Origin of the sequence: Synechococcus sp. NB0720_010, from assembly GCF_023078835.1 — a bacterium.
Classification (GTDB): Bacteria; Cyanobacteriota; Cyanobacteriia; order PCC-6307; family Cyanobiaceae; genus Vulcanococcus.
On record NZ_CP090898.1, the window covers coordinates 1,644,285 to 1,656,489 of the forward strand.

Below are 12,205 nucleotides of genomic sequence, written 5' to 3' on the forward strand. Positions count from 1 at the left end.
CTGCTTCAGGCCGCCACGGACGGGTCCTGGTTCTGGGGCCAGAGCGCCCGCACCCGGGATCCCATCCGGGGCTGCGCCGGCTGCAGTGGAAGAACCAGGGGCTCCTCCCGCTGGGAGCCCTGCTGGAGCCGTTCGTTGTCGGCGCTCAAGAGCCGCTGGCGCTCAAGGATTGGCTCGAGCCGCTGGCTGAACTTCCGCTCAAAAATGCCGGGCAACTCCGCCAGCAGGGCCTCCAGTTCGGCGATCTGCTCCTGTGCGCGCTCCAGCTCCTGTTGGCTTTTGGCCAAGGCCGCCTGCAGGTCTTGGTGCTCCAACGGCTGGTCAATAAAAAACCTCCTGGAACCTAACCAAGGCTCCAGGAGGGAACAAGGGGCGAGATGCCTTTCGAGATCAGGCGTCTGCGGTCTGCAGAGCGGCTTCGTCGCTGGTGGCCTGGGGTGCAGGGCCGCTGCGGGGAGCGGGCAGGGGGCCGTCCTGCTTGACGGTCAGGTAGCGGATCACGTCTTCGCTCAGGCGCATGGCCTTCTCGAGAGCTGCCACCTGTTGGCCGTCGCCGTTGTGGGCAAGCTGCACGTAGATGCCTTCCTTGTGCTTGGCAATGGTGTAGGCCAGGCGGCGCTTGCCGCGCATCTGGCAATCCAGAACCTCAGCACCGGCTTCGGTGACGAGATCGCGGTACTTGGTGATATGGGTTTCCACCTCTTCCTCCGGGATGTCCGGACGAAGGATGTACATCGTTTCGTAGTAGGGCTGCGACATGGCTTACGCGATCCGACGTGGACGCCGAAAGGGACGGTGGCTGATGGGGTGGGGGTGAGCCCGGTTCATCAGCGGCGGATCGTCCACCCTACAGCTGCATGCGAACCGCTTCAGACAGGCTGGGGATGTCGGCTTCCTTGCCGCGCAGGCACTGGATGATCCCGAACAGCACCAGCACGAGCATCCCCAGGAAGACGGTGTTGGCGAGGGTCCGCACCGCAAAGTTCCCGCCCAGGGGGGCGAGCAGCAGGTTGAACGCCAGGGACAGCACGATCAGGATGATGTCCAGCAGGATGGCCTGCAGGGCGTTGAAGCGGATGAAGTAGGGGACCCGCTGGTTGCGCACCACGCCCAGAAAGAGCACCAAAAACAGGATGAACCCGCCGAAGGGAATGGCCTGCTCGATCAGCACCAGCGGCAGGGCCGGCAGACTCAACCACTGCAGAACAGGAAACAGGCTCGTCAGGGAGCGCCCGAAGGGCAGACCATCGCTCCAGGGCAGGAGATAGGTCAGCAAGGCCAGAAGCCGCTGCCAACTGGGGATCGTCATCGCACTCCGTCGCCTTGGGTGTGACGTTAGAGCTGGCGCAGGGCGGCCTGGTGCATGACCTCGATGGGCACCTCGCTCCTGCCGCTCCAGAGGCGCAGGGAGGCGGCCCCCTGCTCCACCAGCATGCGCAGGCCATCCAGGCTGCGGCAGCCTTTGGCCGTTGCCCGCTGCAGTAGCGCGGTCGGCCGAGGTGTGTAGATCAAGTCGTAGACCCAGGCTTCGGCTGAAAGCGCCGCGAGTTCGCTGTCACTCAAGGGGCAGGCCTGGGCGGCGGCGGGGTCCGTGGCTGAGGCCATGCCCACGGGCGTGGTGTTCACCAGCAGATCCGCCTGGGCGAGGGTTGCGGCGATTCCGCTGTCCCAGCTGAGGGTGCTGAGTTGGGGCGCCCAGCTCCGGCAGTCCGCCTGGAAGGCCTCGAGGGCTTCCGGCCGTCGCCCGGCCAGAACGATCTCGGCAAAGCCCAGCTCCACCAGACCGGCGACGACGGCGCGGGCACTGCCGCCGCAGCCGAGCACCAGCGCCCGCTTGCTGCTCCAGCTGACCTCCCGCAGCGGCGCGCAGAAGCCTTCCACATCGGTGTTGGTGCCAAGCCAGCCGCCCCCCTGGCGTGGCACCAGGGTGTTCACGGCCCCCAGTCGCTCCGCCAGTGGACTGAGTTCGCTGCAGAGCGCCGCGACCGCTTGCTTGTGGGGGATGGTCACGTTCAGGCCGCGGCAGCCCATCGCTTCGAGGGCCTGGATAACGGCGCCCAGCTCAGCCGTTGGCGCGGGTAGGGCCAGGTAGGCCCAGTCCAGGCCCATGGCCTCGAGTGCCGCGTTGTGCATCACCGGCGAAAGGGAGTGGCGCACCGGATCGCCCAGTACCCCCACAAGCGCGGTGCTGCCTTGGATTCGGGCCTCGGCGTTCACGGTGGTTCGGGCACTGTTCGGCAACCACACCTAGCCCCACCCGGGTGCCGCTGCAGAGGATGTCTGCAGTTCAGAGGTCACCCATGGGCAAGGTTGTCGGTATCGACCTTGGCACCACCAACAGTTGCGTGTCAGTCATGGAGGGCGGCAAGCCCACCGTGATTGCCAATGCCGAGGGCTTCCGCACCACGCCCTCCGTGGTGGCATACACCAAAAACCAGGATCAGCTGGTGGGTCAAATCGCCAAGCGCCAGGCGGTGATGAACCCGGAAAACACCTTCTATTCCGTCAAGCGTTTCATCGGACGCCGGGTGGACGAGGTGAACGAAGAGTCCAAGGAAGTGAGCTACGGCGTCGAGAAGGCCGGCTCCAACGTCAAGGTCAAGTGCCCCGTCCTCAACAAGCAATTTGCTCCTGAGGAAGTCAGCGCTCAGGTCCTGCGCAAGCTGGCCGAAGACGCCGGTAAGTACCTCGGCGAGACCGTGACCCAAGCGGTCATCACCGTTCCCGCCTACTTCAACGACTCCCAGCGCCAGGCCACCAAGGACGCCGGCAAGATCGCTGGCCTTGAGGTGCTGCGCATCATCAACGAGCCCACCGCGGCTGCCCTGGCCTACGGCCTGGACAAGAAGAGCAACGAGAAAATCCTGGTCTTCGACCTGGGCGGCGGCACCTTCGACGTGTCCGTTCTCGAAGTGGGCGACGGTGTCTTTGAGGTGCTCTCCACCTCGGGCGACACCCACCTGGGCGGTGATGACTTCGACAAGGTGATCGTTGATCACCTGGCCGACACCTTCAAGTCCAACGAAGGCATCGATCTGCGCAGTGACAAGCAGGCCCTGCAGCGCCTGACCGAGGCCGCTGAGAAAGCCAAGATCGAGCTCTCCAGCGCGACCCAAAGCGAGATCAACCTGCCGTTCATCACGGCAACCCCCGAGGGCCCCAAGCACCTCGACCTGACCCTCACCCGGGCCAAGTTCGAAGAGCTGGCCTCCAAGCTGATCGACCGTTGCCGCGTGCCCGTCGAGCAGGCCCTGAAGGACGCCAAGCTCGCCTCCTCCGAGCTGGATGAGGTGGTGATGGTGGGCGGTTCCACCCGCATCCCCGCGGTCCTCGAGCTGGTGAAGCGCGTCACCGGGAAGTCCCCCAACCAAACCGTGAACCCCGATGAGGTGGTGGCCGTGGGTGCCGCCATTCAGGGCGGTGTGCTCGCCGGTGAGGTCAAGGACATCCTTCTGCTGGACGTCACTCCCCTGTCCCTGGGTGTGGAAACCCTGGGCGGTGTGATGACCAAGATGATTCCCCGGAACACCACCATCCCGACCAAGAAGTCGGAGACCTACTCCACCGCTGTGGACGGTCAGACCAACGTCGAGATCCACGTGCTCCAGGGCGAGCGCGAGATGGCCAGCGACAACAAGTCGCTTGGAACCTTCCGCCTCGATGGCATCCCCCCTGCCCCCCGTGGCGTGCCCCAGATCGAAGTCACCTTCGACATCGACGCCAACGGCATCCTGAGCGTCACCGCCAAGGACAAGGGCAGCGGTAAGGAGCAGAGCATCTCCATCACCGGCGCCTCCACCCTCAGCGACAACGAGGTGGAGAAGATGGTCAAGGACGCCGAGGCCAACGCCAGCGCCGACAAGGAGAAGCGCGAGCGCATCGACGTGAAGAACCAGGCCGAAACCCTGGTGTATCAAGCCGAGAAGCAGCTGGGCGAACTGGGCGACAAGGTGGGTGCCGAGGACAAGGCCAAGGTCGAGTCCTCCTCCGCCAAGCTCAAGGAAGCCATCGAGAAGGACGACTTCGACACGATGAAGTCCGAGCTCGAAACCCTGCAGCAGGCCCTCTACGCCGCTGGTGCCGCCGTCTACCAGCAGGCCGCTGGTGCGGAAGGCGCTGCCGCTGGTGCCCCTGGTGCTGATGCTGGTGCCGCCGGCGATGACGTGATCGACGCCGAGTTCACCGAGTCCAAGTGATTCAGCGCTCACGCCCGTGAGCCAAGACCCCCGGCTTCGGCCGGGGTTTTTTTATGTCTCGATGCCCTGCAGCAAAAAGCCCCACTCCAAACGGAGAGGGGCTTTGGGGATTAGACGCTTCAGGGCTTATTCGCCGATGCTGGCGACGGCGGCCCGTGCTTTTTGGAGCACGTTGGCCGGCAGGCTCACGTAGCCCAGGGCCGGGGCATTGGCCTGAGCTGCATCGCTGAGGGTGTAGTTGAAGGCCTGCTGCAGGCTCTTGAGCTTGTCGCCGTTACCGCTCTTGTAGAGCAGGATCCAGGTGAAGCTGACGATCGGGTAGCCCGCCTTGGGATTGGGGTTGCTTCCGGTCAGGTTGGGGCCCAGATCGATACTGCCCAGGGCCTCAGCTGCTGCTTTGGTGGTGGGCTTGGCATAGCTGCCGCCCGCGTTCTGCAGGGCAGCCGCCTGTAGATCACCGCGCACATAGGAGCTCTCGACGTAGCCCAGGGCGCCCTTGATCTGCTGCAGGCTGGCGGCCATGCCCTCGTTGCCCTTGGCGCCGAGACCGATGGGCCATTTGATCGATTTGCCGGAGCCCGGACCCGAGGCCCAGGCGGGGCTGAAGGCCGAGAGGGACTGCGTGAAGTTGTAGGTCGTCCCGGAACCGTCGGAGCGGTAGACGACCTTGATGGCCTGGTCACGGCAACCGAGGTCGCTGTAGTTGGTGATCTTGCCTTCGAAGATCTCCACCAGCTGCTGTTGGGTCAGCTTCAGTTCGCAGCCGGGGTTGTTGTAGGCCACGGCGATCGCGCCGGCGGTCATGGGGACCTGCACGGCACCGCGCTGGATGCCGGCGGCGTCCTCGTCGCTCAGGGGCTTGTCGCTGGCGGCAAAGTCAACGGTGGCGGCCTCGAACTGGCGGATGCCGGCGCCCGAACCCACCGACTGGTAATTGACCTTCACCTCGCCCTTGGAGGCCAAGTCCTGGAACCAGCGCAGGTAAATCGGAGCGGGGAAGGTGGCCCCGGCACCCTGTAGGCGGGCGCTGGACGCACCGCCGCCAGAGCCAGATCCGCCGCAGGCCGTCAGGGCCAGGACGGCCAGGAGGCCCAGGGGGACCAGGGTGCGGGTGCGAAGCATCGTCGGCAGATGTCGACAAGAGCCCCAAGGCTAAAGAAGCCCCTTCCAGTGGTCAGCCTTGTTCGATCTGCTCGGCCACCCAGGCCGCCGTGGCCGGAGCCAGCAGGACGCCATTGCGGTAGTGACCGCTCGCGAGGAGCAGGCCCGGTTCGAGTTGCTCCAGTAGCGGTGCGGGCCGGCCCAGGGGACGGGCCCTCAGCCCCTGCCACTGCCGCAGCACCGTCGCCCGTTGCAGCCAGGCTGGGGCCTTGCCGTCGAGCTCGCGCAGGGCAAGCAGCTGCTCGGGCTGTCCTTGCCGTTGATCAATTTCCACCGTGGCGCCAAGCCAGAGGCGTCCCTGGGGCCGCGGCACCAAGTTGATGCCGCTCCAGCTCAGGCTCCCCGGCCAGTTGAGGGGGGCCTGATCACCGTCTGCGAGTTGCAGTTCTAGGGCCTGGCCGAGCACCGGGTGTTGGGGTCGCTCGTGGCCCAGGGGCTCCAGCAACGCTGAACTGCTCAGGCCGGCACTGAGGACGACCCAGTCGTAGGACCCCTGTCCGCCGACGACGCGCCATTGGCCGCTTCCGCTGCGCTCCAGCCCGCGGACCGCCGTCGCCTTGAGCTGGACCCCAAGCCGTGCCCCGTCCTCCTGCAGCGCCCGCATGGCTGGGATGGGATCGAGTTGGCCATCCTCCGGGGAGAGAAGTCCCCCGAGGGACGGTTGGGGGATGAGCGGCCTGAGGGTCTCGAGTGCTGCGGGATCCAGCAGGCGCAGGTCCTGCCGCTGCTCCGCCAGTTGGGCCTGCGCCTCTTGCTCGGCCGCCGTGGTGGCGAGCTGCAGGAGGCCGGGGCGAAAGGGCAGGACATGGCCTCGCTGCTGGAGCTCCTCGCGCCACTGCCGCCAGAGGGCGTGGGACTGCTGCCGCAGCCTCCAGCCTCGGCCGCTGCTGCGGCGAAAGACGCGAGCCATCAACAGCCCCAGGGCCGCGCTGCTGCCGGCGTCTGGGCCTTGGGCTTGCCCCAGCTGGGGGTCAAACAGCGTGACCTGGTGCCCGCTCCGCTGCAGGTGCCAGGCCACAGAAAAGCCCACCACGCCGGCTCCGATCACGCAGATCGAGGAGGGCCGGCTGGTGGGCAGGGGGTTCAGCGGATTCAGATCTGCTTGAGGTCGGACTGAACCTGCTCAGGAAGGATCTGGGCGTAACGACCGAAACCGCTGGCGACCTTGATGTAGGACTTGCTGAGGTTGTTGGCGTCTTGCAGACGGGCGGCTTCGTCGAGGTCGGCCAGGGCGGCCTTCAGATCGGTAGCCAGTTTGGTGGCCTCAGCGCGGTCGCCGGGCAGCAGACGCTGGTTGATGTAGAGCATCTCGCGGCCCACTTCCTGCATGGGGCCGTGGATCAGGTTGCGGGTGAAGACCCAGTTGCGCTCATTCACCAGGGTGGCGAGCTCAGGCAGACGGTCGCGCGCTGCCAGGAAGCCTTCGGCCTGGCGCTCGATCACGGTGATGTCGTCAGCACTCAGAGTGGGGGCCTTCGCTTTGGCGCCACCGCAGGCGGTCAGGCCAAAGCTGATCACCAGAGCGAGGGCCGCCAGGGCCAGTCGCCGCAGGCCGGAATAGAGCGGTTGAGCAGCCATTGTTGCTGAGCTTGATTGCGGGACTTTACCCAGGGCCACTGGCCTGGGAGCTCTCCATAACGAGCTGCAACGGCTTGAACGGCAGAATTCAGGTCTCCCGGGCTTTGACGCCATTCCATGACGGCTGCCACCGCCATCCTTCAGATGATTTGCCCCGACCAGCCGGGTCTTGTGCGGGAGCTCTCCGGTTGGGTGGCTGGCAACGGCGGCAACATCGTCCACGCCGATCACCACAGCGACCAAGGGGCTGGTCTGTTCCTGAGCCGCATCGAGTGGCAGCTCGAGGGGTTCGGCTTGCCCCGGGAAGCGATTGCTCCGGCGGCGGCCTCCCTGGCGGAGCGCCTTGGTGGTGAACAGAGGGTCACCTTCTCGGATCAGCGCCCGGCTGTGGCGATCTTCGTTAGCAAGCAGGACCACTGTTTCTTGGATCTGCTCTGGCGTGTGCGCACCGGCGAGTTGCCGATGCGGGTGCCGCTGGTGGTCTCCAACCATCCCGATCTGGGTTCGATCGCCGAGGAGTTCGGCGCCCAGTTCGCCCATGTGCCGATCAACAACGCCAACCGCCAGGAGGCCGAGGCCCGTCACCTCGAGCTGTTGAAGGAGCACGGCATTGAGTTGGTGATCCTGGCCAAGTACATGCAGGTGCTGACGCCAGCCTTTTTGGCGGCCTTTGACCCTCCGGATGCCTTCCACCGGGTGATCAACATCCACCATTCCTTCCTGCCGGCCTTCATGGGGGCGCAGCCCTATCACCGGGCCTGGGAGCGGGGGGTGAAGTTGATCGGGGCCACCGGGCACTACGTGACCGATGAACTCGATGCGGGCCCGATCATTGCCCAGTCCACCGTCAACGTGAGCCACCGCGATGAGGTGGAGGATCTGATCCGCAAAGGCCGCGATACCGAGCGTCTGGCCTTGGCACGGGCGGTGCGCTTGCATCTGAAGCGACAGGTGATGGTCTACCGCGGCCGTACGGCGGTGTTCGAATGACCCAGCTCTGGCGCAAGCCGCTGCAGGCCGGCTTGGTGTTGCTCGATGGGGAGCGGCCGGCGGCGGCGACCCTCTGGGGTTGGCGTTGCTTCCAGGTCGCCCTGCTGCTGCTGCCGGCCAGTGCGCTTCTGGCGGGGTTGCTGCTGTTTGTGGCCTTGATCCTGGGGAGTCGTCAGCCGACCGCCTGGCGGGACGATCGGGTCAATTGGCTGCTGGCTGGCATCGGTCTGTGGATGCTCCTGGGCTGCTTCACCGCCTCCAGCGGCTGGCTGGCCTGGGTGGGCCTAGGCAATTGGCTTCCGTTTTTCTGGGCGTTCTGGGCCTATCAGCCCTATCTGGCCACGCCCGAGGCCCGGCGCCGGGTGGCCCTCTGGCTGGTGGCCGGCACCGTTCCGGTTCTGGGGACGGGCTTTGGCCAGATGGTGCTTGGCTGGAGCGGCCCCTATGAACTGTTGGGTGGGGCGATCGTCTGGTGGATCCGCGGTGGGGGCAATCCGCCTGGGCGGCTCTCGGGCCTGTTTGATTACGCCAACATCACGGCGGCCTGGCTGGCCTTGAGCTGGCCTTTGGTGCTGGCGGCCTTTCTGCAGCACTGCCGCCGCTGGCGCTCCGGCCCGCTGGCCTTTGGGCTCTGGGGCATCAGCTTTGCCCTGGTGGTCACCCAGGTGGCCGAGATGCTGGCTACCGATTCCCGCAACGGCTGGGGTGCCCTGGTCCTGGCGGTGTCGATCGTGCTGGGCCCGGGGCGCTGGATTTGGTTGTTGCCCCTGCTGCTGTTGGCGCTGGTGCCCGTTGCCCTGGCCACCCTGCCGGGGGTGCCGGCGGTGATTCAGGCCCCCCTGCGGGAGATCGTTCCCCAGTCGATCTGGGGACGCCTGAACGATTTCAATTCCCATGGGGAGCGTCCCCTGGCGCTGACGCGTCTGAGTCAGTGGGGCACGGCCCTGGGGCTGGTGGGCGAGCGTCCTTGGCTGGGCTGGGGGGCGGCGGCCTTCAGCGTGATCTATCCCCTGCGGACGGGCCATTGGCATGGCCATCCCCACAACATCGCCTTGGATCTGGCCCTCAGTCACGGTCTGCCGGTGGCCGTGGGTCTGGTCGGTCTGGTGCTGTGGCTCTTGATCCGCGGCGTGAGGCTTGGCATGGCCAGTGGCGCGCTGTTTGAGCGGGCCTGGTGGGCCGCGGCGCTGGTGCTGGTGGTGCTCCATGCCACCGACATCCCGATGTACGACAGCCGCCTGAACATCGCCGGTTGGATCCTGCTGGCGGGTCTGCGCTGCCGGCTCTAGGCCAGGGCTTCGTCGTGGTGCTTGCGCAGGGTGGTCTTGGGTAGGGGACCCTTCAGGTGCTCCCAGGGCAGGACTCGATCGGCGTCCCATGTCCCGTGGATGACCTCCTCCCAGGGGGGCAGGGGCGTCTCGGCTTCGCGGTAGGCCTGCTTCCAGCCGCCGAGTTTTTCGTGGCGGCCGCGCACCGCGGCGATCACGGGTGCAAGGCGCCGGTCGCTGCGGGAGAGCAGCGCCTGAATCACGCTCCAGCCGTAGCTCTCGGGGCGCAGGTCGATGCCCTTGGGCTTCAGCCGTTTGGCCAGGAGTTTCAGGCGTTTCTCGGCTTCCGGGCGGACGCCCTGCCACTGGAAGGGGGTGTGGGCCTTGGGCACAAAGGTGCTGACCCCGAGCGATAGGCGCAAGCCTGGGGTGGCCTTCTTGAGCTGCAGCAGCAGGTCGGCGGTGGCCTCAACATCGTCCTCAGTTTCCGAAGGCAGGCCGGCCATGCCGTAGAGCTTCAGGCCGCTGAGGCCGCCTTCTTTGGCGTAGCGGGCCGCGGCGTAGATCTCATCGGTCGCCAGCTTTTTGTTGACCACCTCGCGCATGCGCTCGCTGCCGCTCTCGATGGCGATGGTCAGGGACTTGCTGCCGCGTTTGGCCAGGATCCGCCCGAGCTCGGGGGTGACGGTGGCGGCCCGCACGGAGCTGACGCTGACCCGGGTGTCGTCAAAGCGGTCCTGATCGAGCCACTGCAGTAGGTCGTCGAATTGGGGGTGTTGGGTCACGGAGGCACCCAGTAAGCCCAAGCGTTGGGTGGCCCCCAGGCCCTTTTCCACCGCTGGGATCAGCCCGTCATCGAGGCTCGGCGTGCGGAAGGGCAGGGTGAGATAGCTAGCCAGGCAGAAGCGGCAGAGCTCCGGGCAGCTGCGCACCACCTCGACCATGTGGATAGAAGGCCAGGCCGCCTCCGGGGTGATCACCGTGGAGTGACTCAGGGTGTTGCCGCGCCAGGTCTGCTTTTCCACGGTTTCGGGAATGCCGGCCTCGATCGGTTCGATCGCCAGCAGGTCACCGCCCTCGCCGTAGCGGGGGGCATAGAGCGACGGGACATAGACACCGGGCACGGCCGCCAGGCGCCGCAGCCGCTGCTGGCGCGGGGCGGTTTTGCAGTCCTGCAGGGCATCGATAAAGGCCGGCAGCAGCTGCTCGCCATCGCCGAGCAGCACCGCATCAAAGAAAGGCGCCAGGGGTTCGGGGTTGGCCGTGAGCACCGGCCCCCCGCCGAAGACGATCGGGTCGTTGTCGCCCCGTTCGCTTGCCCAGATCGGGATGCGCTGCTGCTCCAGCAGATCCAGCAGCACCGGCCCGTCGAGTTCCCAACTCAGGGACAGGCCAAAGAGGTCGCAGTGGCGGTGTTGCGGATCGCCCTGGTCGGTGAACAGCCGCCGCACATCCACATCGGTGCGCTGGGCCAAGGTCGCCCAGACCACCTGGTAGCCCAGGCTCGTGATCCCCACGGTGTAGGTGCTGGGGAAGGCCAACACGGCCCGAAGGGCACCCTGCTGCGCAGCAGCTGGCTCAAACAGCAGGGTTTCTTGGTTCAAAGGTCCCGCGGGCTGAGCGGCGTGCCCGGCAGCTTCATCTCCCCTTGAGTGCTGGTGGCACTGCTTTGAAGGGCCAGCTGGCGTTGGTAGATCGAGTGCTCGTGGGTGATGCGGGAGACCACGAAGCTCACCACGGCGCAGACGAACAGGGGCTTAAGGATCAGCAGGTCCTTGGTCAGGGCAAAGACCAGGAAGACGGCAGTGATCGGTGTGCGGGAGCAGGCGGCGATGAAGGCCGCCATTCCGGCGAAGACGTAGGTGCTTGGGGCATGGCCGGAGAGGTGCTCGGCAATGCCTGCGGCGGTCAGCCCCAGGGCGCTGCCCAGGGTGAGCATCGGTGCAAACAGGCCGCCTGGGGCGCCGGTGGCGGCGGCCAGGCCGGTGGCGAAAAACAGCAGCGTGAAGATGCCTACGGCCTTGTTGATCTCGACGTGGCCGTCGACGATCGTGTGCTGCAGGCCCGCGTTGTTGCGGAACTCAGCCGGCAGGGCGGCATAGAGGCAGCCCAGGGCGATGCCGCCCAGCAGCATCCGCACCACAATCTTTCCGGAGAAGAACCGCTGCCCCAGGGACTGCATCTTCACCACGTAGCGGGTGTAGAGCTCCGCCAGCAGGCCCACCACAATCCCCAGGGCCACCAGATAGATCAGGTCCTTGGGCAGGAACTGAATATCCAGGTTGTACTCGCTGCTGATCTGGAAGCCCTTCTGGCCGATGCCCGCGCTTTGCTGCCCAAAGCCAGCCAGGCCCATGACGTCGGCCCAGAAGCTGCCGGCGAAGGCCGTGCCGAGCACCAGCAGCAGCAGGATCGGACCGGATTTACGCAGCAGCTCCTCAATCGCATAGAAGAAGCCCCCTAGGGGGGCATGGAAGACCGCAGCGATGCCTGCGCCGCCGCCGGCCGCCACGATCACCCGCAGCAGTGAGGGCGGGGCTTTGAACCAGCGGGCCATCTGCCAGCCCACGGAACTGCCCATCTGAACCGCCGGACCCTCCGGCCCGAGCGGGAAGCCGCTGCCAATGGCCAGGATCCCCGCCAGCAATTTGACGATGGCCACCTGCAGGTTCATCGGCAGGCTCTGGCGCGAGAGGAAGCGCATCACCTGCGGGATCCCCGAGCCCGCCGCCGTTGGCGCCAGGGTGCTGATCAGCACCGCCGAGAGCAGGCCGCCAATCCCTCCCATCAAGGGCAGGACCAGCCAAGGGCTGGCGGTTTGCAGAAGCCCCAGGCGCCAACTGCCCAGCCAGCCCACGCCGGTTTTGAACAGCAGGCCGGCGGCCGCAGCCCCCAGGCCGGTGACGATCAGGGTGAGGACGACGGCCGGCCAGCGCTGCTGGACCATCCGCTCCAGGTTGCGGCTGGTCCTCCAGGACTGCAGTTCCAGCTTCAGGCCATTGGTCTGCAAGA

12 protein-coding genes are annotated in these 12,205 nt (G+C 66.3%); 3 read left to right on the top strand and 9 right to left on the bottom strand.

Annotated features, from left to right (window positions below; all coding sequences use genetic code 11):
• Positions 1–5: 5 nt before the first annotated feature.
• The 4 genes from LY254_RS08640 to LY254_RS08655 all read right to left on the bottom strand — a co-directional run bounded on the left by LY254_RS08640 (position 6) and on the right by LY254_RS08655 (position 2,247).
• Complete coding sequence (locus tag LY254_RS08640; protein ID WP_247476659.1) at positions 6–314, bottom strand: hypothetical protein; 309 nt, start codon at positions 312–314, stop codon at positions 6–8.
• Positions 315–390: 76 nt separating this feature from the next.
• The gene (gene rpsF / locus LY254_RS08645) at positions 391–759 is read right to left on the bottom strand and encodes a 30S ribosomal protein S6 (RefSeq protein ID WP_029626057.1); all 369 of its coding nucleotides are present in this window, start codon (positions 757–759) and stop codon (positions 391–393) included.
• 88 nt (positions 760–847) lie between these two features.
• Positions 848–1,309: a Tic20 family protein gene (locus LY254_RS08650; protein WP_010313838.1), complete on the bottom strand. Its 462-nt coding sequence runs from the start codon at positions 1,307–1,309 to the stop codon at positions 848–850.
• A gap of 26 nt (positions 1,310–1,335) precedes the next feature.
• Positions 1,336–2,247, bottom strand: a complete 912-nt coding sequence (locus LY254_RS08655; RefSeq protein ID WP_247476660.1) for a shikimate dehydrogenase — start codon at positions 2,245–2,247, stop codon at positions 1,336–1,338.
• A 53-nt stretch (positions 2,248–2,300) separates the two neighbouring features.
• Between LY254_RS08655 and dnaK the strand changes: the two genes are divergently transcribed.
• Positions 2,301–4,196, top strand: coding sequence for a molecular chaperone DnaK (dnaK, locus tag LY254_RS08660; protein ID WP_010313834.1), 1,896 nt, complete (start codon positions 2,301–2,303; stop codon positions 4,194–4,196).
• A gap of 126 nt (positions 4,197–4,322) precedes the next feature.
• Here the strand turns inward: dnaK and pstS are convergent, their stop codons facing one another.
• From pstS to psbQ, 3 genes are read right to left on the bottom strand one after another with little or no spacing between them, the layout of a single operon-like run.
• Positions 4,323–5,318 (bottom strand): phosphate ABC transporter substrate-binding protein PstS, encoded by a 996-nt coding sequence (pstS, locus tag LY254_RS08665; RefSeq protein WP_247476661.1) that lies wholly within the window; start codon positions 5,316–5,318, stop codon positions 4,323–4,325.
• A 52-nt stretch (positions 5,319–5,370) separates the two neighbouring features.
• Positions 5,371–6,405, bottom strand: coding sequence for an FAD-binding oxidoreductase (locus LY254_RS08670; protein WP_247476662.1), 1,035 nt, complete (start codon positions 6,403–6,405; stop codon positions 5,371–5,373).
• A gap of 44 nt (positions 6,406–6,449) precedes the next feature.
• Positions 6,450–6,935 carry a photosystem II protein PsbQ gene (gene psbQ, locus LY254_RS08675; protein WP_010313827.1) on the bottom strand — a complete coding sequence of 162 codons (486 nt, stop codon included), beginning with the start codon at positions 6,933–6,935 and terminating at the stop codon, positions 6,450–6,452.
• 117 nt (positions 6,936–7,052) lie between these two features.
• Here psbQ and purU point away from each other — a divergent pair, with 117 nt between their 5' ends.
• Together purU and LY254_RS08685 are read left to right on the top strand one after the other, a co-directional pair.
• Positions 7,053–7,925 (top strand): formyltetrahydrofolate deformylase, encoded by an 873-nt coding sequence (gene purU / locus LY254_RS08680; RefSeq protein WP_247476664.1) that lies wholly within the window; start codon positions 7,053–7,055, stop codon positions 7,923–7,925.
• Positions 7,922–9,214, top strand: coding sequence for an O-antigen ligase (locus LY254_RS08685; protein ID WP_247476666.1), 1,293 nt, complete (start codon positions 7,922–7,924; stop codon positions 9,212–9,214). Before purU ends, LY254_RS08685 begins: the two co-directional genes overlap by 4 nt.
• Here LY254_RS08685 and LY254_RS08690 read toward each other — a convergent pair.
• Both LY254_RS08690 and LY254_RS08695 read right to left on the bottom strand, forming a co-directional pair.
• The gene (locus tag LY254_RS08690; RefSeq protein WP_247479835.1) at positions 9,211–10,737 is read right to left on the bottom strand and encodes a radical SAM protein; all 1,527 of its coding nucleotides are present in this window, start codon (positions 10,735–10,737) and stop codon (positions 9,211–9,213) included. The two genes, LY254_RS08685 and LY254_RS08690, sit on opposite strands and share 4 nt — an antisense overlap.
• Positions 10,738–10,793: 56 nt before the next feature.
• Positions 10,794–12,203, bottom strand: coding sequence for a ClC family H(+)/Cl(-) exchange transporter (locus LY254_RS08695; protein ID WP_247476668.1), 1,410 nt, complete (start codon positions 12,201–12,203; stop codon positions 10,794–10,796).
• Positions 12,204–12,205 lie beyond the last annotated feature (2 nt).

Coding starts and splice junctions, on each gene's coding strand:
- purU (WP_247476664.1), top strand. CDS start 7,053: ATGACGGCTGCCACCGCCATCCTTCAGATGATTTGCCCCGACCAGCCG.
- LY254_RS08685 (WP_247476666.1), top strand. CDS start 7,922: ATGACCCAGCTCTGGCGCAAGCCGCTGCAGGCCGGCTTGGTGTTGCTC.
- rpsF (WP_029626057.1), bottom strand. CDS start 759: ATGTCGCAGCCCTACTACGAAACGATGTACATCCTTCGTCCGGACATC.
- dnaK (WP_010313834.1), top strand. CDS start 2,301: ATGGGCAAGGTTGTCGGTATCGACCTTGGCACCACCAACAGTTGCGTG.
- psbQ (WP_010313827.1), bottom strand. CDS start 6,935: ATGGCTGCTCAACCGCTCTATTCCGGCCTGCGGCGACTGGCCCTGGCG.
- LY254_RS08650 (WP_010313838.1), bottom strand. CDS start 1,309: ATGACGATCCCCAGTTGGCAGCGGCTTCTGGCCTTGCTGACCTATCTC.
- pstS (WP_247476661.1), bottom strand. CDS start 5,318: ATGCTTCGCACCCGCACCCTGGTCCCCCTGGGCCTCCTGGCCGTCCTG.